The organism is Rhizorhabdus sp. P4_G6 (assembly GCF_056401045.1).
Window position 1 is genome coordinate 106,998 of sequence record NZ_JBFUKC010000004.1, and the last position, 21,953, is coordinate 128,950.

The 21,953-nt window shown below is 65.7% G+C and carries 20 protein-coding genes and 1 pseudogene; 17 read left to right on the plus strand and 4 right to left on the minus strand.

Going from position 1 to position 21,953, the window contains the following annotated elements:
- Positions 1–65: 65 nt before the first annotated feature.
- Complete coding sequence (locus AC1DPF_RS06255) at positions 66–1,070, plus strand: glycosyltransferase family 2 protein (RefSeq protein WP_477960261.1); 1,005 nt, start codon at positions 66–68, stop codon at positions 1,068–1,070.
- A complete protein-coding gene (locus tag AC1DPF_RS06260) occupies positions 1,067–2,221 on the plus strand; it encodes a glycosyltransferase family 2 protein (protein ID WP_477960263.1) in 1,155 nt (384 codons plus the stop codon). The genes AC1DPF_RS06255 and AC1DPF_RS06260 overlap by 4 nt, the downstream gene beginning before the upstream one ends.
- Here the strand turns inward: AC1DPF_RS06260 and AC1DPF_RS06265 are convergent.
- Both AC1DPF_RS06265 and AC1DPF_RS06270 read right to left on the minus strand, forming a co-directional pair.
- Complete coding sequence (locus tag AC1DPF_RS06265) at positions 2,218–3,600, minus strand: oligosaccharide flippase family protein (RefSeq protein WP_477960264.1); 1,383 nt, start codon at positions 3,598–3,600, stop codon at positions 2,218–2,220. The two genes, AC1DPF_RS06260 and AC1DPF_RS06265, sit on opposite strands and share 4 nt — an antisense overlap.
- Complete coding sequence (locus tag AC1DPF_RS06270; protein ID WP_477868564.1) at positions 3,597–5,108, minus strand: hypothetical protein; 1,512 nt, start codon at positions 5,106–5,108, stop codon at positions 3,597–3,599. The genes AC1DPF_RS06265 and AC1DPF_RS06270 overlap by 4 nt, the downstream gene beginning before the upstream one ends.
- Before the next feature lie 104 nt (positions 5,109–5,212).
- Between AC1DPF_RS06270 and AC1DPF_RS06275 the strand changes: the two genes are divergently transcribed.
- The 12 genes and pseudogenes from AC1DPF_RS06275 (at position 5,213) to AC1DPF_RS06330 (ending at position 14,841) form a co-directional block, all read left to right on the plus strand.
- Entirely contained in the window at positions 5,213–5,782 is a 570-nt protein-coding gene (locus AC1DPF_RS06275) for a NifU family protein (RefSeq protein ID WP_477868562.1), read from the plus strand.
- A gap of 23 nt (positions 5,783–5,805) precedes the next feature.
- Positions 5,806–6,417 (plus strand): tRNA (adenosine(37)-N6)-threonylcarbamoyltransferase complex dimerization subunit type 1 TsaB, encoded by a 612-nt coding sequence (gene tsaB / locus AC1DPF_RS06280; RefSeq protein ID WP_477868560.1) that lies wholly within the window; start codon positions 5,806–5,808, stop codon positions 6,415–6,417.
- Complete coding sequence (locus tag AC1DPF_RS06285; protein ID WP_477868558.1) at positions 6,414–6,875, plus strand: GNAT family N-acetyltransferase; 462 nt, start codon at positions 6,414–6,416, stop codon at positions 6,873–6,875. The genes tsaB and AC1DPF_RS06285 overlap by 4 nt, the downstream gene beginning before the upstream one ends.
- A 133-nt stretch (positions 6,876–7,008) precedes the next feature.
- Positions 7,009–7,422, plus strand: a complete 414-nt coding sequence (locus tag AC1DPF_RS06290; protein WP_477868556.1) for a Ros/MucR family transcriptional regulator — start codon at positions 7,009–7,011, stop codon at positions 7,420–7,422.
- 108 nt (positions 7,423–7,530) lie between these two features.
- Complete coding sequence (locus AC1DPF_RS06295; protein WP_477868554.1) at positions 7,531–7,953, plus strand: Fur family transcriptional regulator; 423 nt, start codon at positions 7,531–7,533, stop codon at positions 7,951–7,953.
- 5 nt (positions 7,954–7,958) lie between these two features.
- Positions 7,959–8,693 (plus strand): lysophospholipid acyltransferase family protein, encoded by a 735-nt coding sequence (locus tag AC1DPF_RS06300; protein WP_477960267.1) that lies wholly within the window; start codon positions 7,959–7,961, stop codon positions 8,691–8,693.
- Between the two features lie 72 nt (positions 8,694–8,765).
- Positions 8,766–10,097, plus strand: a pseudogene (miaB, locus tag AC1DPF_RS06305) (tRNA (N6-isopentenyl adenosine(37)-C2)-methylthiotransferase MiaB); the annotation flags it as partial.
- Between the two features lie 191 nt (positions 10,098–10,288).
- A complete protein-coding gene (locus tag AC1DPF_RS06310) occupies positions 10,289–11,287 on the plus strand; it encodes a PhoH family protein (RefSeq protein WP_477960269.1) in 999 nt (332 codons plus the stop codon).
- Positions 11,284–11,793: an rRNA maturation RNase YbeY gene (gene ybeY, locus AC1DPF_RS06315; RefSeq protein WP_477868548.1), complete on the plus strand. Its 510-nt coding sequence runs from the start codon at positions 11,284–11,286 to the stop codon at positions 11,791–11,793. The genes AC1DPF_RS06310 and ybeY overlap by 4 nt, the downstream gene beginning before the upstream one ends.
- Before the next feature lie 122 nt (positions 11,794–11,915).
- Complete coding sequence (locus AC1DPF_RS06320) at positions 11,916–12,410, plus strand: hypothetical protein (RefSeq protein WP_477960271.1); 495 nt, start codon at positions 11,916–11,918, stop codon at positions 12,408–12,410.
- A 91-nt stretch (positions 12,411–12,501) separates the two neighbouring features.
- A complete protein-coding gene (locus tag AC1DPF_RS06325; protein WP_477868546.1) occupies positions 12,502–13,395 on the plus strand; it encodes a hemolysin family protein in 894 nt (297 codons plus the stop codon).
- Positions 13,396–13,497: 102 nt separating this feature from the next.
- Complete coding sequence (locus AC1DPF_RS06330; protein WP_477960273.1) at positions 13,498–14,841, plus strand: PQQ-dependent sugar dehydrogenase; 1,344 nt, start codon at positions 13,498–13,500, stop codon at positions 14,839–14,841.
- 146 nt (positions 14,842–14,987) lie between these two features.
- On the opposite strand, the gene AC1DPF_RS06335 is transcribed toward AC1DPF_RS06330, so the two are convergent.
- On the minus strand, positions 14,988–15,791 hold the full coding sequence (locus AC1DPF_RS06335; RefSeq protein WP_477868542.1) for an arginyltransferase: 804 nt from the start codon (positions 15,789–15,791) through the stop codon (positions 14,988–14,990).
- 330 nt (positions 15,792–16,121) lie between these two features.
- Positions 16,122–17,369 carry a threonine ammonia-lyase gene (locus tag AC1DPF_RS06340; RefSeq protein WP_477868540.1) on the minus strand — a complete coding sequence of 416 codons (1,248 nt, stop codon included), beginning with the start codon at positions 17,367–17,369 and terminating at the stop codon, positions 16,122–16,124.
- A 71-nt stretch (positions 17,370–17,440) separates the two neighbouring features.
- On the opposite strand from AC1DPF_RS06340, the gene AC1DPF_RS06345 reads away from it, so the two are divergent.
- The 3 genes from AC1DPF_RS06345 to AC1DPF_RS06355 all read left to right on the plus strand — a co-directional run bounded on the left by AC1DPF_RS06345 (position 17,441) and on the right by AC1DPF_RS06355 (position 21,807).
- Positions 17,441–18,310, plus strand: coding sequence for an NAD(P)-dependent oxidoreductase (locus AC1DPF_RS06345; protein ID WP_477868538.1), 870 nt, complete (start codon positions 17,441–17,443; stop codon positions 18,308–18,310).
- 122 nt (positions 18,311–18,432) lie between these two features.
- On the plus strand, positions 18,433–20,088 hold the full coding sequence (locus AC1DPF_RS06350) for an amidohydrolase (RefSeq protein WP_477869256.1): 1,656 nt from the start codon (positions 18,433–18,435) through the stop codon (positions 20,086–20,088).
- A 72-nt stretch (positions 20,089–20,160) separates the two neighbouring features.
- On the plus strand, positions 20,161–21,807 hold the full coding sequence (locus tag AC1DPF_RS06355; RefSeq protein ID WP_477960275.1) for an alkaline phosphatase family protein: 1,647 nt from the start codon (positions 20,161–20,163) through the stop codon (positions 21,805–21,807).
- The last annotated feature ends 146 nt before the right edge of the window (positions 21,808–21,953 follow it).

The following is a 21,953-nucleotide window of genomic DNA, read 5'->3' on the forward strand; positions in this document are numbered from 1 at the left end:
GCCGCCCCTTTCCACTCGATTACAGACCTGTGGGCCGAACCGATCAATAGGGCAAAGCGTAAACAATGAGCCGAAGCGATATCGCAGCGGTGGTGATCGGCCGCAACGAAAGTGCGCGGCTCGAGTCCTGCCTGCGGTCGCTGAAGGGGGTTCGCACCGTCTATGTCGATTCCGGATCGAGCGACGGCAGCGCAGACCTTGCACGAACGGCGGGCGTCGAGCTGATCGAACTCGATGCCGCAGGCGGCTTTTCCGCAGCGCGGGGCCGCAATGCCGGGTTGATGCGCGCGACCGCCGATCCGGCGATCCGCTATATCCAGATGGTCGATGGCGACTGCGTGGTCGATCCCGGCTGGATCGCCACCGGCGCGGCGACGCTCGATGCTGATCCGACACTGGGCGCGGTGTTCGGCCGCCTGCGCGAGATCGATCCGGAAGCGTCTATCTACAGTTGGCTCTGCGATATTGAATGGACTGTGCCGCCCGGACCCGCGGACATGTTCGGAGGGCTCGTCATGCTGCGCGCGGAGGCGGTTCGCGACGGCGGCGGATATCGGAGCGGGATGATTGCCGGCGAGGAACCGGAGCTCGCCATCCGGTTGCGCGCCGCCGGCTGGCGGATCTTGTCCCTCGCCCAGCCGATGGCCGAGCATGACGCCGGGATCACCCGCTTCGGCCAATGGTGGCGGCGGGCCGTCCGGGGCGGCCATGCCTTCGCGGAACTGGTCCACCTTCACCCCGGCCGCGGCGCGCATGATTTCGCCCGGAGCCGCCGGCGCATCCTGTTCTGGGGCGGAGCGGTGCCGTGCCTGGCGCTGACGGGGCTGGTCGCAGGCATGATGTTCGATCCGCGCTGGATGGCGCTTAGCGCCGCGGCGGCTCTGCTCATCGGTGCGCAGGCTGCCCGAGCCACGATGCGCGATCGGTCGCGCTACGGCGCCAAGCGCGCGTTCCTGCTGGCGCTGTTCCTCGCTATCGGCAAATATGCCGAAATGATCGGGCTCATCCGCTTCCACGTCGACCGCGGACTCAAGCCTCGGCCACGATCGATCGAGCGGGAGGCGCCATGATCGAGATCGTCGCCTGGGCACTGCTGCTCCCGCCGGCCATCGCGACGCTGGTACTGACCGTCGAGTTGATCGCCGCGCAATGGCCCTTGCGTCGTGCGGAAGTCACGATCCGGCCGCGTATCGCCATCATCGTTCCGGCGCATGACGAGGCCGCCGGTATCGGAGTGACGATCGCGACGCTCCGCAACGCCGCGCCGGGAGGTACCCGGCTGATCGTGGTGGCCGACAATTGCAGCGATGCCACCGCCGCGCTGGCGCGCTCCGCCGGTGCGGACGATGTGATCGAGCGCGACGAGCCCGAGCGGCGCGGCAAGGGCTTCGCACTCGCCTTTGCACGCGACCGGCTCGCTGCCGACCCGCCCGATGTCGCGATCGTGGTCGATGCAGACTGCAGCATGTCGGGTGGGGGTATGGCCCGGCTGGCGGCGGCAGCCCAGGCGAGCGGTTGCCCGGTACAGTCCGCCTATATGATGCGGCCTCGGCCCGATCTCGGCACCCTCGTCTGCCTGTCCGGCTTCGCCTTCCTGGTGCGCAACCTTGTCCGACAGCGCGGCCTGGCGCAGCTGGGGGCGCCGGCGCTGCTCACCGGGTCTGGCATGGCTTTCCGCTGGGACGTCTTCGCCAGCGCGCCGCTCGCGACCGCCGACATGGTGGAGGACCTGTCGCTCGGCATCGCACTGGCCCGGGCTGGCCGGCCGCCGCTCTTTCTACCCGATACGGCGACATGGTCGGAGCCGGCACCGCGGCCTGCCACCGTAGCGCAACGCACCCGTTGGGAGCATGGCTTTCTGCACACCGCCCGCCAGGCGGCGCTGCCGCTGCTGGCCGAACGCCAATGGCCGCTCATCTGGCTGGGCCTGCACTTGCTGGTGCCACCGCTCGCGCTGCTGGTCGCTGTCGACGGCGCTACGCTGGTGCTGCTCTTCGCGCTGGCGAGGGCCGGGTCGACGGCATTGCCCTTCATCCTGCTGGCGAGCGTGCTGATTGCTGCGATGCTGTTGCTAGGAGTGAGTTGGGCGCGCTTCGGACGTGCGCAGATCTCGGGCGGCAGGCTGCTGCTGATCCCCTTCTATATTCTCTGGAAGATGCCGATCTATCTCGGCGCCCTGATCCGGCCCGAACGCCGCTGGATCCGCACGAAGCGGAATTAGCCGATCAGCGCCAGGCCGGCGCGGATCACTTCCGGCGCGAAGACAAGGCTGACCCCCGCGCCCAAGGCGGCGGCGGCGGCCAGCACGGCGTAGAACAGGCCGTGGGTGGCGGGACGGAACAGGTCCGCCTTCCGCAACAGCGCGATCGTGTAGAGCAGCGCGCCAAGCTCCGCGACGGTCAGCGCCAGCGGCAGGGCGATCGGGCCGAGCGTCTGGAACAGCGCCGCTGTCCACAGACCGAACAGCAGCAGCCGCACCAGATTGGCGCGCAGCATCGGGCTGCTGCGTCCCATCGCCAGGATCGTGCGGATATTGGCGAGGCTGTCGATCTCCAGCGCCGCGCGCAGCAACAGCACCGAGAAATAGATCCAGCCATATTCATAGCGATGATCGAACAGGATGCGGAACAGCGTGGGTGCGAAGCCGATACCGAAGCCGAAGCCCGCGAACAGCAGCAGATAGAGCCGCGTGCGCACCGCATAGAACAGGCCCGCCAGCTTTTCCGGCGCCTCCTGCCAGGTGCGCGCGACCAGCGGATAAAAATAGCGCTCGACGTAATTCCGACCAAAGGGCTGGAGCGCCAGCGCCAGATTGGCCGGCAGCATGTAGACGCCGAAGTCGGCCACGCTGAACAGGCGGGCGAACAGGATCTTGTCCGACTGAGTCAGCAACAGGGTGAGCAGCGTCGATGCCATGATCCAGCGTGAGAAGCCGAAGAACTCGCGCGCCAGCCCGACATCCCAGCGCGGTCGCGACCCGCCGCCGATCATCGCGATCGTCAGGATCGGGCGGACGATCGAGCTGACATACAGGCCGATGAGAAGCGCGCGATAATCGGGAAGCACCAGGCTCAGCGCGAGATTGGCGGCGATCTGGGCGGCCAATGTACCAAGTTCGATCGTGCAGGTGGTGCGTACCCTGCCCTCGCGCTGCGCGACCAGCAATGCCATCGGGCATAGCGCGTTGACGAGGAACAGCGGCGCGGTCGCGGCGATCGGCAGAACCAGTTCGGGCTTCCCCAGGAACAGCGCGACCGGCCAGGCGCTGGCCATCATCGCCAGCGACTGGAGCGCGGCCTGCCCCAGCCGGATCGTCCAGATCACGTCGAGCAAGCGCCGGTCGTTGCCCTTTTTGTGGCGGACGACAAACTCGAGAAAGCCGAGATCCGACAGCATCGTCAGCACCACCATCACCGAGGTGATCACCCCGACCACGCCGAACGCATGCGGATTGAGCAGCCGCGTCAGCACGACGTTGCTGCCCAGCCTCAGCAGCAGGGTGGCGGCGGAAAAGGCGAGCAGCATCGCGCCCGCCTCGCTGCGGGCGAGCCGCAGCATGAACGCCTTGGCCTGGCCGGGCAGGGCCGCCACGCCGGTCATCGCAGCACCGGCAAGCGGTCGGCGGCCACGGCCGGGAGATCAGCGACGCCGCGCTCGATCGAAAGCACCGGGCGCGCGGCTTCGCCGAAACGGGGCCGGCGCGTGTCGAACCGCAGCGCGATCAGCATCGCCGTTACCAGGAAGCTGAGCTGCATAGGCGCCACCCAGGCGCCGAGCAGCGCGAGCGCAACGATGGTCGCGGTCTGGATCGCGATCAGCGCCTGGGCGAGCAGCAGCGTTTCGGAATCCGGCTTCGACCGGCGGATGGCACGATAATGGGGGTAGGTGGTCAGCAGGAACAGCAGATAGGGAATCAGCGACACGACGCCGCCCTGGACGATAATGGCAAGATAGGCGTTGACCAGATCGACGATCCCCTGCCCCTGGATGAACGCGTCGAGCAGGCCCATCTCGACCGCCTCGCGATAGCCGAACCAGACACCGCTGCCCAACGCACGCGGTATGCCGGTAAGAATCTCGAGCCGATAGCTCGCCGACAGTTGGGCATCCTCGCCGCCCAGCACTGGCGCGCCGACGACGATCAGCAGGCCCGCCATCGCCACCAGCCCGGCCAACCAATAACGGCCCCGCAATATCTGGAAGGTCATGATGCCGATGCCGAGCGCGACCAGCCCCGAGCGCGACAGCGTCGCCGCCAGCCCCAGCAGGACCAGCCCGCCGAGCGCCAGCAGCGGAAGCGAGCGACCCCGCATCACCAGCAGCGCCCCGGCCCCGATCGCCGAGAGCCCCAGCATCGCGCCGCCGGTGAGCGGATGTGCGAACGGCCCATAGGCCCGTGGTACGCCGCCGCGCTCGAGCCAGACGCGCGGCGCGTCGATCGTCCACAGATCTCGCTTGATGGCCCAGGTGCCGGCATAAAGCGGCCAGTGGCGGGCCGATTCGAACAGGCATAGCAGCCCTGCCGCGGCTGCAGCGAACAGGAGCAACCGCAATACAAGTTCGGGCCGCTCGATGCGGATCCGCGACAGCAGATGATAGCTCAGCAGATAGGGCAGCACGTAGGTCGCGACGTTGCGGGCGATGCCGGTGGGCGTGTTCCGGAGCGAGACGCAGGTGCAATAGATCAGCAGGAAGGCGAGCATGGCGGCGTCGCTCATCATGAAACGGCGGCGCAGATGATGTTCGGGATGGAGCAGGTATCCGACGAGCAATGCGCCCGCGAAGGACATGAAGGGCGTGATCGGGGCGATATAGGCGCCGGCGACCGCCAGCAGCGAACCGGCTGCCGGTGTCCACAGCAGGAAGAACAGATAGGTCGCCGCCATCGGCACGCGCTTGTCGAAACAGCAGATCAGCAGCAGCCCGAAACCGATCTGGGTGGCGAGCATCGGTACGAAGCTGACCGCCAGGCAGACGACCAGCGCGCCGCAGATCATCAGCCGCGCGATATAGCGCTTCTCCCACCCGGCGCGGCTAAGCATCGTCGCGGGCAGCGTGGCAACGCCCAGCAGCCCGATCAGAACGATCGCGTTCTTCCAGAGAAACATCGGCCCCCGATCGCCTGACTAGCCCGCCTTTAATCAAGCTCTACACTGCCAAGGTAAAGAAGGAATGGCTTGATCCGCCTGCCATCTCCCCCCACATGGCGTTCATGCTGATAGAAACCGAACTCACGCCAAATCCGGCGACGCAGAAATTTCTCCCCGGCCGTACAGTCATGACGGCCGGGACGCGCGACTTTGCCGATCCGGAGGAGGCCGCGAGCTCGCCACTGGCGGAGGCGCTGTTCTCGCTCGGCGACGTCACCGGCGTTTTCTTCGGCCAGGACTTCGTATCGGTCACGGCCGCCGAAGGCACCGATTGGCGCGACCTCAAGCCGCAGGTGCTCGGCGTCCTGCTCGATCACTTCTCGTCCGAAGCGCCGCTGTTCCGCGCCGGCAGTGCCGCCGAAATCGCGATCGACGACAGCGACATCGCGGATGATCCCGCCGATGCGGACATCGTCGCGCAGATCAAGGATCTGATCGAGACGCGGGTGCGCCCGGCCGTCGCGAGGGACGGCGGCGACATCATCTACCGCGGCTTCCAGCGCGGCACCGTCTATCTTGCGATGCAGGGCGCCTGCTCGGGCTGCCCCTCGTCGAGCGCTACGCTGAAGCAGGGGATCGAAACCCTGCTCAAGCATTATGTGCCCGAGGTCACCGAAGTCCGCGCCGCCTGAATCCTGTAAGATCGCGCGGACGGATGCCCCGGACACTTGTGATCGACACCGCCACCGCGGCCTGTTCGGTCGCGCTGATGGAAGACGGGGCCGTCATCGCCCAGCAGCATGACGTGGTTGGCCGCGGCCATGCCGAACGGCTGATGCCAATGATCGCGGCGCTGCCGGGCGGCGGCCGCGCCGACGCGATCCTCGTCGATTGCGGGCCGGGCAGCTTCACCGGTGTCAGGGTAGGGCTGGCCGCCGGCCGCGCGCTTGCGCTCGGCTGGCGCATCGGCGTCCATGGCTATTCCTCGATGGCGATCATAGCGGCGGCGGCCGAGTGCGGCGAGACCGCGATCGGCGTGGCGCTGATCGGCGGCCATGGCGAGTTGTTCGTGCAGCGCTATCGCCTTCATCCGACGATAGCCCTGTCCCCGCTCGAGTCGCTAACGCCCCAGGCTGCTGCCGCCTGTTGCTCCGAGGCGCATGTCTTTGGATCCGGCGCGGCGCAGCTCGTAGCCGCGCGCGGGACCGGTACCGCGCACGATCGCCTGCCCTGCGCAGCCGATGCCCTGTTGCTGCCCGACGTCCTGACAGGGCTGGCGCCGACGCCGATCTACGGCCGCGCCGCGGATGCGAAACCTGCCGCATGACCGAGCTGAGCATAGAGGAAGTCGGGATCGACCAGCTCGACGTCGTCATGGAGGTCATGAACGAGGCGTTCGATCGGGACTATGGCGAGGCCTGGAACGAGCCGCAGACCGTGTCGATGATGGCTCTCCCAGGCGTCTGGCTGTCGCTTGCGCGTGTCGGAGACAGAGCAGCGGGTTTCGCGCTGAACCGGATCATCGCCGACGAGGCCGAGCTGTTGCTGCTGGCGGTTTCCCCGCATAGTCGCCGCCAGGGTGTGGGAATGGCGCTGATCGAACGCTCGCGCCAATTGGCCCGGTACCGTAATGGAATCCGGCTTCATCTCGAAGTGCGGCATAATAATCCTGCCATCACACTGTATAACAAGGCTGGCTTCGATCTCGTAGGCCGAAGGCCCAGCTATTATAAAGGAGTCGATGGCGCGCTTCACGACGCTTTGACACTGTCTTGTAGACTTTGACCGCATTGATCCTTCTGTTATTGGAAAATGATCGTTGCATTTCCATCCGGATTGGCGCAGAGCCCGCCGATCGCGGCCACGCCGACAGTTCTTCGACTTAATCTATTTAAATCAATCCATAAAGGCCAATAACATGACGGACAATTCCGACCTCACCGAGACTCTGATTGCTTTGACCGCGGACATCGTGTCGGCGCATGTCAGCAACAATAGTGTCGCCGTTTCGGACCTGCCGTTGCTGATCCAGAATGTACACAATGCTTTGTCGTCGCTCGGTGACGAGTTGGTCGAGCCAGAGGTAAAGCAGGAGCCCGCGGTATCGGTCCGCGCCTCGATCAAGCCCGACTACATCGTGTGCCTTGAGGATGGCAAGAAGCTGAAGATGCTCAAGCGTCACCTGATGACCCATTATCAGATGACCCCGGAGCAATATCGGACAAAGTGGAATCTTCCCGCCGATTACCCGATGGTCGCGCCGAACTATGCAGAGCAGCGCCGCTCGCTCGCCAAGAAGATCGGCCTCGGCACCAAGCGCCGCACCCGCTGATCCGAATATGGGGGCGGAGAAATTCGCCCCCAATATTTCTGCCCCTTGTGTTTTCAAGGGCACGTCCGATCTTGTGCTCGCGGATGCGATACGGCTAACGAGGTGGTTATGTCCGGCAAGATCGACATCGAACAACTCTGCGCCGAAAAAGGCCTCCGCATAACGGAGCAGCGCCGAGTCATAGCGCGCGTGCTGTCCGATGCCGAAGACCATCCCGACGTCGAGTTGCTCCATCACCGCGCGGCGGCGATAGACCCCGGCATCTCGATCGCAACGGTTTATCGGACGGTGCGACTGTTCGAAGAAGCCGGCATCCTGGAACGCCATGATTTCGGCGATGGCCGTGCCCGCTACGAAGCGGCGCCAGATACGCATCACGATCATCTGATCAATGTCGAAACCGGCGAAGTGATCGAGTTCGTCGATCGCGAGCTCGAAGAGTTGCAGCGCCGGATCGCCGAGAGACTGGGCTTCCGCCTCGTCGATCACCGGCTCGAACTCTACGGCGTCCTGGCCAGCCGCTCGAAATAGATTCTGTGGCGCGATATCGGAGCATAGCGCGCCTCACCCTGGCTATCTGCGTGCTGCTGTTCTGCCTGGCAGGCTACGCACTCACCTGGCCGCTGCGGCGGTCGATCGGGTGGCCACGCTTCTTTCTGCAATGGTTCGGCGAGGCGCTCGGCCTCGACGTCAGGATCGAAGGCGTGCCGTCGACCCGGGACGTGCTCTATGTCGCCAATCACGTCAGTTGGCTCGACATATTGGCGATAGGCGGCGCGACATCCACTTTCTTCATATCCAAGGATGATGTTGAAGGCTGGCCGCTCGTCGGGATGCTCGCCCGCATCGGCGGGACCATCTTCATCCAGCGCGAGAGCCGTCGGGCTGCGCGCGGGCAGGTCGATCAGCTCGGACAGGCCCTGCTCGGCCACGTCCCGATCACGCTTTTTCCCGAAGGGACGACGGGCGACGGCGCAACATTGTTTCCCTTCCGCCCCGCGCTGTTCGCCTCGGTCGCGCCGCCACCGCCCGGCATCACCGTTCAGCCGGTTGCGATCGATTATGGTAGCGCGGCTACCGACATCGCCTGGACCGGCGACGAGGATCTCGGCCCCAACGCGAAGAAGGTCCTCGCCCGCCCCGGCCCGCTTCGCTGCATCATCAAGTTCCTGCCGCCGCTCGCCGCATCCGACGATCGCAAGCTCCTGGCGGTCCAGGCGCAGGCAGCGATCGAGGCAGCCCTGGGCCTTTCACCGGATGTGAGGGCATAGGCGCGAACGCTTTTCGTTTGTCGCCGCTTCGCCTATAGGCGCGAACGCTTTTCGTTTGTCGCCGCTTCGCCTATAGGCGCGGCGATGTCGCGTCCCGCCCCCAAGAGCTTCCACGTCAAATCGTTCGGCTGCCAGATGAACGCCTATGACGGCACGCGCATGGCCGAGCTTCTCGAAGCCCAGGGCATGCAGGCCGCCGACAGCGCCGAACAGGCCGAGCTGATCGTGCTCAATACCTGCCACATCCGCGAAAAGGCGGCCGAGAAAGTCTATTCGGATATCGGCCGGATCATCAAGCGGTCCCGGGGGCGGCAACAGCCGATGATAGCGGTCGCCGGCTGCGTCGCCCAGGCCGAAGGCGCCGAGATCCCGCGCCGCGCGCCTGCGGTCGATATCGTCGTCGGCCCGCAGGCCTATCATAACCTGCCCCAGCTGGTAGCCGACGCCGCGCAGGGCAAGCGTGCGCTCGATACCGACATGCCGGCCGCCTCGAAGTTCGACGCGCTGCCCGGCCGCCGCCGCCCCGGGCCCAGCGCCTTCCTGACGGTCCAGGAAGGCTGCGATAAATTCTGCACCTATTGCGTGGTGCCCTATACGCGCGGTGCGGAAATCTCGCGGCCATGGGGGGCAATCGTCGACGAGGCCAAGGCGCTCGTCGATGCCGGCGCGCGCGAGATCACCCTGCTCGGCCAGAATGTGAACGCCTGGAGCGGCGAGGACGAGCGCGGACGAGCGCAGGGACTCGACGGCCTGATCCGCGAGCTTGACGCGCTGCCCGGCCTCGCCCGCATCCGCTACACCACCAGCCATCCCAACGACATGAGCGATCGCCTGATCGCCGCGCATGGCGATGTCGCCAAGCTCATGCCGTTCCTCCATTTGCCGGTGCAGGCCGGATCGGACCGCATCCTCAAGGCGATGAACCGCAGCCACGACGTCGCCAGCTATCTGAAGCTGATCGAACGGGTCCGCGCGGTACGCCCCGACATCGCCATATCCGGCGACTTCATCGTCGGGTTCCCCGGCGAGACCGAAGCCGATTTCGCCGCCACACTCGACATCGTCGGCGCGGTCAACCACGCTCTGGCCTTCAGCTTCAAATATAGCCCGCGGCCCGGCACGCCCGCCGCTACGATGGCCGACCAGGTCGACGCCGAGGTGATGGACGAGCGGCTGCAGCGCCTGCAGGCGCTGCTCAACGAGCAGCAGCATGGCTTCAACCTCGCCACCGTCGGCAAGCGCTGCGAGGTGCTGATCGAGCGCGACGGCAAGCGCCCCGGCCAGCGGATCGGCAAGTCGCCATGGCTCCAGTCGGTGATTGTCGAGGACGGCCCCGCGATCGGCGAACTGATGACGGTGGACATTGTCGCCGCGGGGCCGAACAGCATGACGGGCTTGGTGGTCACCTCGCCAACGCTCATGGCACCCGCACCATCGACGACGCCTCGATCATCAGCGATTTCCTCCATCAACGGTGGATAAGTGCAACGCGCTACCGCTTTTCCCCTTCGCACGGGTCGAAATGCGCGTAGGATCGTTGTGAGCCGGAAGACACCCGTCCTCGGGTTCCCAAGGAAAGGAAGCTGCCGCACCTTATGTCGCGCAAGCCAGTTCCCGCGCAGGCCGGAGATCGCGCCCGGCTAGAGATCATGTTCGACAAACCCCAGCTGCTCGGCCGCCTGTTCGGCGAATTCGACCAGATCCTGGTAGCGATAGAGAACCGGCTAGGGGTCTATATCGCGGCACGCGGCAACAAGCTGCAGATCGAAGGTGAGGCGGAGGCCGCAGGCCGTGCGCGCGAGGTGCTCACCGGCCTTTATAACCGCATCGTCCAGGGCCAGGATCTCGACAGCGGCGCCGTCGAAGCGGTGATCGCGATGTCGGCCGAACCGACACTCGACGGCATCATCCGCAGCGACGTTTCCGATCTTCCCAAGGTGATGATCCGCACCCGCAAGAAGACGATCGTGCCGCGCTCGGCCACCCAGATCAGATATATGGAGGCGCTCAACCGCTCCGACATCATCTTCGCGCTCGGGCCGGCGGGCACGGGCAAGACCTATCTCGCCGTCGCACAGGCCGTGCAGCAGCTGATCCAGGGCACGGTCGACCGGCTGATCCTGTCGCGGCCCGCTGTCGAGGCAGGCGAGCGGCTGGGCTTCCTGCCCGGCGACATGAAGGAGAAGGTCGATCCCTATCTCCGTCCGCTCTACGACGCGCTTTACGACATGCTGCCGACCGAGCAGGTCGAACGGCGAATCGCCTCGGGCGAGATCGAGATCGCACCGATCGCCTTCATGCGCGGCCGCACGCTGGGCGACGCTTTCGTCATCCTCGACGAGGCGCAGAACACCACGCCTGCGCAGATGAAGATGTTCCTCACCCGCTTCGGCCAGAACAGCCGGATGGTCGTCTGCGGCGATCCGCGGCAGATCGATCTTCCCGATATCGGCAAGTCGGGCCTGGCCGATGCGGTGGCCAAGTTGGAGGGTATCGAAGGCATCGCGACTGTCCGCTTCGGCGCCGCCGATGTCGTCCGTCATCCGATCGTCGGCCGTATCGTCGAAGCCTATGAAGGACCGGACGACGCGTGATCGAGGTTGCAGTTCAGGGTGAACCCGCCTGGGATGACGGCACGGATTGGGAAACCCTCGCCACCGAGGCGGTGATGGCCGCGCTCGGCACGACGCCCCATGCCGAGATCCTGACCGCGTCCTACACCGCCGAAGTCTCGATCCGGCTGACCGACGACGACGAGGTCCAGGCGCTCAACCGCCAGTATCGGCACAAGGACAAGCCGACCAATGTGCTCAGCTTCCCGATGGTGCAGGACGACCTGCTCGAGACGCTCGCCAATGGCGACGATGGCGAAGTGCTGCTCGGCGACATCATCCTGGCCCGCGGCGTCTGCGAGCGCGAGGCCGGAGAGAAAGGCGTCGCGACGGCCGAGCACGCCACCCACCTGATCGTCCACGGCACGCTCCATCTGCTCGGCTACGACCATATCGCCGACGACGAGGCGGAGGCGATGGAGGACCTGGAACGCGCCGCACTCGCAAGCCTGGGCATCGACGATCCCTATGTGGTGACAGAGGAGTGAAGCTGAGGGCCGCTCCTCTTTTCGCGCTGGTCGCGATAGCCTTATCAATGACAGCAGCCAGCGCTCGCTCCCTCGGTCAGCCCATCCTGTTCCTGGCTATCCCCGCAGGAACCTCATCGGTCGTGACCCTCGCGACAAAGGGCAAAAAGGGCTTCACTCTCAAGGCGACGGACACGGTGCCGATGCAGCCGCAGACCACGTTGGAGCGCGACGCGATGTTGTCGATGAGCGGGAAGGCGGACGTGGGGAATGGCGCCATTGTTTCTATCGTACCACATGAAGCGTCGGGCGAGTTGCCAACGCCGATGCCCCCGCGGGCATATCTGGTGAGGATCACGTTGAAGCGGATAGAAGGTCGGCCCGACATGATCCTGTTCGTGGAAAATGGCTATGGGCAGGCGATAAGCTATCATGCCGCTTTTTCGGACTCGCTGCTTGGCGCCAGCGTAGCGACGAGCATCTGCCCGGTGCCGCCTGGAAAAGTCGGGGTCGAGCACTGGCCGCACAGCTTCCGCTACCTGCGCATTTCCGATCTCACTATGGTGCGTGACGGTGATCCCGTAGATCCCTCATGCATTGCACCAGTGCAGGTTGAGCCGGTGCCCGGCCTGGCATAAAGCACCATTTCAGCGAGGCAGAATGCCATTGCCCCCCGCCCCTCATTTCGGATAGCGAATCACCGCATGAGAACGGCACACTAGAAAGACGATGCCCGACGACAGCAGTAGCAGCGCCGCGGATAGCGGCGGACGATGGTGGCGCGGGCTGCGCTCGCTGTTCGCGCGCGAGCATGAGCCCAGTCTGCGCGACCAGATCGAAGAGGTCATCGAGGAGCATGACAGCGAAGGCGATCAGGGAGACGACCTCTCCTCCGCCGAACGGGAAATGCTTCGCAACATCCTCCACTTCGGCGAACGTAATGTCGGCGACATAGGCGTACCGCGAGGCGACATCATCGCCGTGCCCGAGACGATCGGCTTCGACGAACTCGTCGCGCGCTTCGCCGAGGCCGAGCATAGCCGGCTGCCGGTCTACAACGAGGATCTCGATCATGTCACCGGCATGGTCCATGTGAAGGACGTATTCCGCATCATCGCCACCGGCGCGGCGCGGCCGGCGACGATCGAGGGGCTGATCCGCCAGCCGCGCTACGTGCCTTCGTCGATGCGGATCATCGACCTGCTGGCGGAGATGCGCGAGACGCGCACCCACCTCGCCATCGTGCTCAACGAATATAGCGGCACCGACGGGCTGGTGACGATCGAGGATCTGGTCGAGGAGATCGTCGGCGACATCGAGGACGAGCATGACGAGGAGGAGGAAGACCTGCTCGTGGCGCTCGGCGACTCGATCTGGTCCGCCGATGCCCGCGCCGAACTCGAGGACGTCGCCCGGCTGATCGATCCGCGGCTCGCCGATATCGAGGACGATGTCGAGACGCTGGGCGGACTCGCCTCGGCGCTGGCCGGCCAGGTTCCGCACATCGGCCAGATCGTCGAGCATCCGAGCGGCTGGCGGCTGGAAATCTCCGACGCCGACGAACGCCGGGTCAAGCGGCTGCTGCTTCACCCGCCAGTGTCGCGGGAGCAGACCGAGCAATGATATGCTGGTACAAGACAGGCTCAGCCCGATCCTACGCCCCTTCGCTGGCATGACGTGCTAAGGCGCTATCATTACCGAGCGCACGCCCCGGAGACGCCCCTGATGTCGACCAAGAAGAAGCTGCTCATCGCCATTCCGGTCTTGATCGTGCTGGCGGTGGTCGTCGCGATCTATGTGCTTGCCACGCGGGAACGTGCGACGGTCGATTTCGCGGAGACGGTTGGTCCCGGGCCCAAGATCATCGCTCCGAACGACACGCTGATTCCAACGCTGCACGTGGCCAAGGCAGTCGGCTGGAAGCCCGGTGAGACGCCGACCGCCGCGGCAGGGCTTGCGGTGAAGGCCTTCGCCGAGGGGCTCGACCATCCCCGCTGGCTTTATGTGCTGCCCAATGGCGACATTCTGGTCAGCGAGAGCAACTCGCCACCCCGCGACGAAAAAAATGGCGGCGACGGGATCGACGGCTTCGTCATGAAGAAGATGATGGAACGCGCCGGCGCAGCTGCGCCCTCGCCCAATCGCATCATCCTGCTGCGCGACGCCGATGGCGACGGCAGGGCCGAACTACAGACGGTGCTGATCTCGGGCCTCAATTCGCCCAGCGGCATGGCCTGGGCCAATGGCCAGCTCTATATCGGCAACACCGACGCGCTCGTCCGGGTGCCTTTCACACCGGGCCAGACCAGGATCGACGCGAAGCCGGTGGTGATCGCCAAGCTGCCCGGCGGCTTCAATCATTGGGCGCGCAACCTGCTGCTCGCCAAGGATGGCAAGTCGATCTTCGTTGCGGTCGGATCCGCGTCGAACATTGCCGAAAACGGCCTGGACCGTGAAGCGAAGCGGGCGGCGATCTGGCAGATCGAGCTGCCCTCCGGTCGTGAACGCATCTATGCCTATGGCCTGCGCAATCCGAACGGCCTCGCCTTCGAGCCCACCACCGGCGACCTCTGGACGACCGTCAACGAGCGCGACATGATCGGTTCGGACATCGTCCCCGACTATCTCACCGAAGTGCAGTTCGGCGGCTTCTACGGCTGGCCCTGGTATTATTGGGGCGGTGTCGTCGACAAGCGGGTGCCGGAGCCGGATGAGGATCTGCAATCCTATGTCATCCGCCCCGACTATTCGCTCGGTCCGCATGTCGCGGCGCTGGGCCTTACCTTCGCCGAGGGTGCGATCCTGGGGCCGAAATACGCCCACGGCGCATTCATTGCACAGCATGGATCGTGGAACCGGCGGCCCTTTTCGGGCTACGATGTGGTGTTCGTGCCCTTTGCCCAGGGCAAGCCGATGGGCAAGCCGGTCGAGATCCTGAGCGGCTTCCTGTCCAGGAACGAGCAGGCGCGCGGCCGGCCGGTGGCGGTCGCGATCGGCAAGCGCGGCGGCCTGCTGGTCAGCGACGATGTCGGCGGCAAGATCTGGCGCGTGACGGGGAACGGGCAGTAAGCTTGGCCGCCTCGACCTTGATCGGATAAGGCCGAATCAGCCTGATCCGTGAATCGAGGTCCAAACCATCGACAGAGCATGATTCACGTTTCCGGCGAGAGCGCCACGCGCTTCCACCTCAAACGATCATGGTCTAGCCGGTTGGTTCAGATCATCTGGCCGAGCTTGGACGGTGCGGGAAAGGGGCTGCCCTTGCCCTCGCTGCTCGTCGGCGCCGGCACCTCCAGGCGATGCCAGCCGCCAGCCGACAGCCGCTCGAGTGGCTGGAAGCGGGTCTTGTACTGCATGCGGGGCGACCCCTCGACCCAATAGCCGAGATAGACATAGGCCAGGCCGGCCTCGGCCGCACGGCGGATATGGTCGAGGATGATGAAGGTGCCGAGGCCGGGCCGTGCGACATCCTCAGTCTCGAAGAAACTGTAGACCATCGACACGCCATCCGACTGGCTGTCGGTCAGGCACGCGCCGATCAGCTTGCCTGGCCGGCCGTCCACCGAAGGCTCGCGATATTCGATGATGTGAGTCTTCACCGGGGTCTGCTCGACCATGTCGGCGAAATCGAGCTCGTCCATCTGCGCCATGCCGCCGCCCGGGTGGCGCGACTTGAGGTAGCGGCGCAGCAGCGCGAACTGCTCCTCGGTCGTCCACGGCTTGCAGACATTGACCTCGATATCCGCGTGGCGGCGCAGCAGCTTGCGCTGGCTGGCGTTCGGCTTGAACTCGGCTGATACGACCCGCACCGACACGCAGGCCTGGCAATCGGCGCATGTCGGGCGATAGGCCACGCCCTGGCTGCGGCGGAAACCGATCCGGCCGAGCGCGTCGTTGAGCTCTCCGGCGTTGGGGCCGGACAATTCGGTAAAGACCTTCCGCTCGGTACGGCCCGGAAGATACGGGCACGGACCGGGCGTCGTCACGAAGAAGCGCGGAAAGCGAAACTGCGCCGTCATCCGAAAGCCTGCCCCATAAACAAGAGGTCGCTCATCGACCTATATTAATTATGCCTACGCACGAACCTCATGAAAAGAGCATTAACCTTGATTCTTTTGTATGCCCTCAAACGCCGGGCGGCCACATTCGTGGCCTTGGCTTCGCGCCCATAAGGCGCGGCGGCCGTTCGGCCTTGCGGGACACTGGCGTGTCCCGATGCCGGGCTTCGCGCCGCGCAAAACGGGTCCGAAGAGACAAGCGCGTACAGCGCGTCCGACCCCGGACTTGATCCGGGGGGGAGGAAGCCCAGCGGCACGGATGTGCTGCGCCCGGCGTCTGAGGGCCAACAACTACGCCGCTTCGATGGTTTCGACCTCGTAGCCCTCGTGGCGAAGCGCCTTGAGTAGGCGCTCGAGATGCGCCGCGTCGCGGGTCTCGCATTCGATTTCGGCGATCAGGCCCTTGGCCGGCAGGGTCGTGAATACGCGCTGGTGATAGACCTCGACGATGTTCACCTGCTGCTCGTTGAACACGCGCGCGACATGGTACAGCGCGCCGGCGCGATCCCGGAGCCGGATGCTGAGTCGCGCGAGGCGGCCCGAGCGGGCCAGATCGCGCAACAGGACGTTGGCGAGCAGGCGGGTGTCGATATTGCCGCCGCACAGGATGATGCCGATATTCTTGCCGCGGAACGCCTTGCCATGTGCCAGCAGCGCGGCAAGCCCGGCCGCTCCCGCCCCCTCGACCACCGTCTTTTCGATCTGCAGCAGCATCGACACCGCGGTTTCGAGATCGCGCTCGGTCACCAGCACGATATCGTCCACCAGCGCTCGCACGATTTCGGAGGTTATCGCCCCGGGCTGCTTGACGGCGATGCCCTCGGCCAGGGTATCACCGTCGCAGGGCAGCATCAGCCCCTTCATCTTGGCGTACATCGACGGATAGAGTTCGGCCTGGACGCCGATCACCTGCATCGGTCGAGCCGCCGCGCGGGCCACGACCGCCGATCCGGAGATCAGTCCGCCACCACCGATCGGCACCACCAACATGTCCAGCTCGGGCGCGTCCTCGATCATTTCGAGCGCAACCGTGCCCTGCCCGGCGATCACGTCGACATCGTCGAACGGATGGACGAAGGTCAGCCCCTCCCGCGCTTCGAGTTCGCGCGCCGCGGCATAGGCATCGTCATACCCCTCGCCGGTCAGGATCACGCGCGCGCCATGGCCTTCGGTCTGCTGCACCTTCACGGTCGGCGTCGACTTGGGCATCACGATGGTGACCGGAATGCCCAGTCGCTTGCCATGATAGGCGAGGCCCTGCGCGTGATTGCCCGCCGAGGCGGCGATCACGCCGCGGGCGCGCTGCTCCTCCGACAGCTGGCACAGCTTGTTGAGCGCGCCGCGCTCCTTGTAGGCGGCCGTGAACTGGAGATTCTCGAACTTCAGCCAGACATTGGCGCCGATGATCTCGCTGAGCGTGCGGCTCTTCAGGATCGGGGTACGCACGATCGAGGGAGCGATCCGCGCATGCGCTGCGCGAACGTCGTCGATGGTCACGGGGACGCCCTCGGCGCCGGTCTGCTTGTGCACGCTTGCCATAGTGGCCGCGCCATAGCCGATTAGGCAGCAGAGTCCTAGCGCACCCGGAAAATCCATCTTATGCGGGGCCCATGGCAAAAGTGACATTCCTGGGACTGGGCGCGATGGGTGCGCCGATCGCTCGACATCTCGCCGCCGCCGGCCATGACGTCACCGTGTACAATCGCACCCGGCAGAAGGCCGAGGCGTGGGTGGAGAAACATGGCGGCCGCTGGGCGCCTACCCCCGCCTCCGCGGCCGAAGACGCCGATGCCGTGCTGTCCTGTGTCGGCGCCGACGGCGACCTGGAGGCCGTGACCCTGCGCAGCGATGGCTGCTTCCGCGCCATGAAGAAAGGCGCCCTCTTTATCGATCACACCACGGCCTCGGCCAAGATCGCCCGCCAGCTCGCGGTGGAAGGCCGCGATCGCGGGCTGCTCGTCGTCGATGCGCCAGTGTCGGGCGGTCAGTCGGGTGCCGAAGCGGGCGCCCTTGCAATCATGTGCGGCGGGTCGGACAAGGCGATGGCCGCGGCGGCTCCGCTGATGGAGGCCTATTCGTCGCGGATCGTACATGTCGGCGGGCCGGGCGCCGGCCAGACCACCAAGATGGTGAACCAGATCTGCATCGTCGGTGCGATGCAGAGCGCCGCCGAAGCGCTGCGCTTCGCCCAGAATGCCGATCTCGATCTCGACAAGGTGTTCGAGGCGGTGTCGGGCGGCGCCGGCGCGAGCTGGTACATGGTCAACCGCTGGAAGACGATGGCTGAGGACAGCTTCGACTTCGGTTTCGCGGTCGACTGGATGCGCAAGGATCTCAGCATCGCGATCGAGGAAGCCCGCGCCAATGGCGCCGCCCTCCCCTTCACCGCGCTCGCAGACCAGTTTTATGCCGATGCCCAGGCACTCGGCTGCGGGCGGCAGGATATCTCGTCGGTGGTCAAGCGATTGCCGAAGATATGAGCCTGTCGTTCCGTCGGCATGGCGGACCGGTCGGCTTTGCCCAATCCGTCGCCCCGGCGGAGGCCGGGGTCCCAGGAGCTGAGGGTGCGCGCAATTCTCCTGAGATCCCGGCCTCCGCCGGGATGACGAACTCCCGCAAACCCCTCCTCGCCGCCCTCCTCGCCCTCCTCGCCTCCCCCGCCCTCGCCGATGGCCTCATCGACAACGCCAACGGCTACAGCTTCGACAAGAAGGGCCAGCTCGTCCGCTTCACCGGGCTGCTCATCGACGATCAGGGCAAGGTTGCCCGACTACTCGACCGCAGCGACAAGCGCCCCGACAGGCTCGACTTCAGGCTCGACGCCGGGGGCCGGACGGTCATTCCCGGCATGATCGACGCCCATGGCCACGTCATGGGCCTCGGGCAGGTGGCGCTGTCGCTCGACCTATCCAGCACCAACAGCCTGCCCGAGGCGCAATCGGCGCTGCGCAGATATTCCGCCGATCGGCCGACCCCGCCCTGGATCCGGGGCGGCGGCTGGAACCAGGACCGTTGGGGCCTCGGTCGCTTCCCCGCCGCAGCCGACATCGATGCCATCACGCCCGGCCGTCCGGTGGTGCTCGATCGGGTCGATGGCCATGCCGTGCTCGCCAATTCGGCGGCAATGGCGGCAGCGGGCATCACCGCGAGAACCAAGGACCCGGCCGGCGGACGGATCGAGCGTGACGCGAAGGGCAACCCGACCGGCGTGTTCGTCGATGCAGCGCAGAAGCTGATCCTCGACGCGGTGCCGGCGATGCTGCCGCGCGATCGCGACGCGGCGCTCGCCAAGGCGCAGGATATATTGCTCGGCTATGGCATTACCGCCACCTGCGACATGGGCACCAGTGCAGAGGACTGGCAGGTGATGCGCCGCGCCGGCGATACCGGGCGGCTGCGGGTGCGCGTCATTTCCTACGCCCATGGCATCGAGCCGTTGCTGTCGGTCGCCGGCACCGGCCCGACACCGTGGCTCTATGACGGCAAGCTGCGCATGATCGGCGTCAAACTCTATGCCGACGGCGCGCTGGGATCGCGCGGTGCCTGGCTCAAGGCTCCCTATGCCGATGCGCCGGGACAGCGCGGACTGCAGTTCCTCGACGACGCAAAGCTGCGCAACCTGATGAGCCGCGCCGCGATGGATGGCTTCCAGGTCGCGGTCCATGCCATCGGCGACGCCGCCAATGCGCAGGTGCTCGGCGCGATCGAGGAGCTTGGCGAAACCTATAAGGGGGACCGCCGCTGGCGGATCGAGCATGCCCAGATCGTCGATCCTGCCGACCTGCCGCGCTTCGCGAAGAACGGCATCGTCGCTTCGATGCAGCCGTTCCACCAAATCTCCGACCGAACCATGGCCGAAGCCAGGCTGGGGCCCGCGCGGCTTGGCGGCGCCTATGCCTGGAAGACGATGCTGGACAACAAGGTGCCGCTCGCCTTCGGGTCGGATTACCCGGTGGAGAGCCCCAATCCTTTTCCGGCCCTGGCCGCGGCGATCAGCCGGCAAGGGCCCGACGGCCAGCCTGCGGGCGGCTGGCAGCCGCAGCAGATCATCAGCCTCACCGAGGCATTCCGCGCCTTCACCGCCACCGCCGCCTTCGCCGGTTTCGCCGAGGACCGCCTCGGCACCCTGGCGCCCGGTCACATGGCCGACTTCCTGATCCTCGACCGCGACATCTTCACCGCGACCGCGACGGACATCCGCGCGGCGCGGCCGCTGGAAACCTGGGTGGGTGGCAAACGCGTCTGGGTGGCGAAATAGTTCACCGAAGTGACATGCTCCAGACCTATATCCGTCAGCTCATCGGTACCCGCCAGTGGCTAAGGAGTGATCATGCGACGCAAGATGCTGGCCATCGCTCTCGCCGCCCTTCCCCTTGCCGCCCAGGCCGCACCTCCGCCCAAACCGAGGCTGATCCTCACCATCGCGGTCGATCAATTCTCGAGCGAAGTCTTCAAGCGCTATCGGGAAAGCTATGTCGACGGGTTGAAGACGTTGTCAGGCGGCGTCGCCTATCCGACTGGTTACCAAAGCCACGCCGCAACCGAGACCTGTCCCGGCCATTCAACGATCCTGACCGGGCGGCATCCATCGGGCACCGGCATCGTGTCGAACAGCTGGCTCGACCTGAAGACCGGCTCGAACATCTATTGCGCCGGACCACCGGGAGAGGCCGATCCCGATGCGCGAGGGCCGCAGAACATGCGGGTGACGACGCTGGGCGACTGGATCAAGGCAGCCGAGCCCGGCGCGCGCTCCTTTGCGGTTTCCGGCAAGGACCGCGCCGCGATCATGATGGCCGGCAAGCATGCCGACGGCGTCTACTGGTGGGTCGACGGCAAGGGCTTCCAGACCTCGCGCTTCGCCGGCGCGGCCGACCCGGAAGGAATCAGGCGCGCTGAAAAGTTCGACCGCAAGCTGATGCACCGATGGAAGGTTGCGCCGCCCGCGCTCTGGCAGAACCCTTCGAGCGCCTGTGCTGCGCTCCAGCGGCCGCGTCGCTTCGGGCAGATGGATATCTCCGGCCGCGTACCACCCGAAATGGCTCAGGGGGTCACCGGCGGCGACAGGTTCCTTGAGTCCAAGGCCTTCCACGATGCGCTCCGTGCGTCGCCGCTCCTTGACGAAGCCACTGTCGACTTCGCCATCCAGTTGATCCGACGCGAGAAACTGGGTCGCGGCCCGGCTACCGACATATTGTCGGTGAGCCTTTCCGCCACCGACTATGTCGGCCATCGTTTCGGGAATGGCGGCGCGGAAATGTGCGTCCAGCAGGCCGCATTGGATACCGCGATCGGCCGGCTGATCGCGAAAGCTAGGGCAGGCGGCGTACCGATCATGGTGGTGCTGACCGCCGATCATGGCGCAACCGACGCCGCCGAGCGCGAGCATGAGCACGACAACAGGGCAGCCCGGCTGGATTCCAGAGCTTTTATCGGGAGGCTCAACACGACGCTGAAGGAAGATTTCGCGCTCGCCTCCGCACCGATCATCGGCGACGATCCGCAACAGCTGGTGATCGATCCTCGCCTTGATCCGGCGCTTGCCGCGAAAGTGCAGCGGGCGGCGATCGACTGGTTGAAGCGGCAATCCGAAGTGAGGGCGGCCTATAGCCGCGCCGAGATCGAAGCCGCCACGGTGCCGGCTGGAACGCCGCCCGACAGGCTGACGATGCAGCAGCGGTTCAACGAAAGCTATGACCGGGATCGCTCCGGCGACATTGCGGTGGCTTATGTGGAACACACCAGCTTCGGCGTGCCGCGCCGCATGGGCGACGCCGTGGCTGGTCATGGCTCCCCATGGGATCATGATCGGCAGGTGCCGATATTATTCTGGTGGCCGCAGGTTACCGCGGAAACCCGTGATCAGCCGATCGAGACCGTCGATATCGCGCCAACCTTGGCGGCTGTGGCGGGGATAGAGCCACCAGTACCGGTCGATGGCCGCTGCCTTGATCTCGGCGGGGCGTGCCCACGCTAGACAGCGGTCATGCGCCCCCGGCGGCCTCCACGAGGGCGGCCGGTCCGGGAGATGTGCTTAGTGGACGAGAACGACCGCGACTGCGAGCGCTTGCACCGCAACAGCGAAGAAAGCCGTAGCTGCACCTTCAAAATACGTCATGTTCT

What these genes read in the sequence shown, in the direction of transcription:
- AC1DPF_RS06255 (WP_477960261.1), top strand. Translation starts at nt 66, where the DNA reads ATGAGCCGAAGCGATATCGCAGCGGTGGTGATCGGCCGCAACGAAAGT.
- AC1DPF_RS06260 (WP_477960263.1), top strand. Translation starts at nt 1,067, where the DNA reads ATGATCGAGATCGTCGCCTGGGCACTGCTGCTCCCGCCGGCCATCGCG.
- AC1DPF_RS06265 (WP_477960264.1), bottom strand. Translation starts at nt 3,600, where the DNA reads ATGACCGGCGTGGCGGCCCTGCCCGGCCAGGCCAAGGCGTTCATGCTG.
- AC1DPF_RS06270 (WP_477868564.1), bottom strand. Translation starts at nt 5,108, where the DNA reads ATGTTTCTCTGGAAGAACGCGATCGTTCTGATCGGGCTGCTGGGCGTT.
- AC1DPF_RS06275 (WP_477868562.1), top strand. Translation starts at nt 5,213, where the DNA reads ATGCTGATAGAAACCGAACTCACGCCAAATCCGGCGACGCAGAAATTT.
- tsaB (WP_477868560.1), top strand. Translation starts at nt 5,806, where the DNA reads ATGCCCCGGACACTTGTGATCGACACCGCCACCGCGGCCTGTTCGGTC.
- AC1DPF_RS06285 (WP_477868558.1), top strand. Translation starts at nt 6,414, where the DNA reads ATGACCGAGCTGAGCATAGAGGAAGTCGGGATCGACCAGCTCGACGTC.
- AC1DPF_RS06290 (WP_477868556.1), top strand. Translation starts at nt 7,009, where the DNA reads ATGACGGACAATTCCGACCTCACCGAGACTCTGATTGCTTTGACCGCG.
- AC1DPF_RS06295 (WP_477868554.1), top strand. Translation starts at nt 7,531, where the DNA reads ATGTCCGGCAAGATCGACATCGAACAACTCTGCGCCGAAAAAGGCCTC.
- AC1DPF_RS06310 (WP_477960269.1), top strand. Translation starts at nt 10,289, where the DNA reads ATGTCGCGCAAGCCAGTTCCCGCGCAGGCCGGAGATCGCGCCCGGCTA.
- AC1DPF_RS06325 (WP_477868546.1), top strand. Translation starts at nt 12,502, where the DNA reads ATGCCCGACGACAGCAGTAGCAGCGCCGCGGATAGCGGCGGACGATGG.
- AC1DPF_RS06330 (WP_477960273.1), top strand. Translation starts at nt 13,498, where the DNA reads ATGTCGACCAAGAAGAAGCTGCTCATCGCCATTCCGGTCTTGATCGTG.
- AC1DPF_RS06335 (WP_477868542.1), bottom strand. Translation starts at nt 15,791, where the DNA reads ATGACGGCGCAGTTTCGCTTTCCGCGCTTCTTCGTGACGACGCCCGGT.
- AC1DPF_RS06340 (WP_477868540.1), bottom strand. Translation starts at nt 17,369, where the DNA reads ATGGCAAGCGTGCACAAGCAGACCGGCGCCGAGGGCGTCCCCGTGACC.
- AC1DPF_RS06345 (WP_477868538.1), top strand. Translation starts at nt 17,441, where the DNA reads ATGGCAAAAGTGACATTCCTGGGACTGGGCGCGATGGGTGCGCCGATC.
- AC1DPF_RS06350 (WP_477869256.1), top strand. Translation starts at nt 18,433, where the DNA reads ATGACGAACTCCCGCAAACCCCTCCTCGCCGCCCTCCTCGCCCTCCTC.
- AC1DPF_RS06355 (WP_477960275.1), top strand. Translation starts at nt 20,161, where the DNA reads ATGCGACGCAAGATGCTGGCCATCGCTCTCGCCGCCCTTCCCCTTGCC.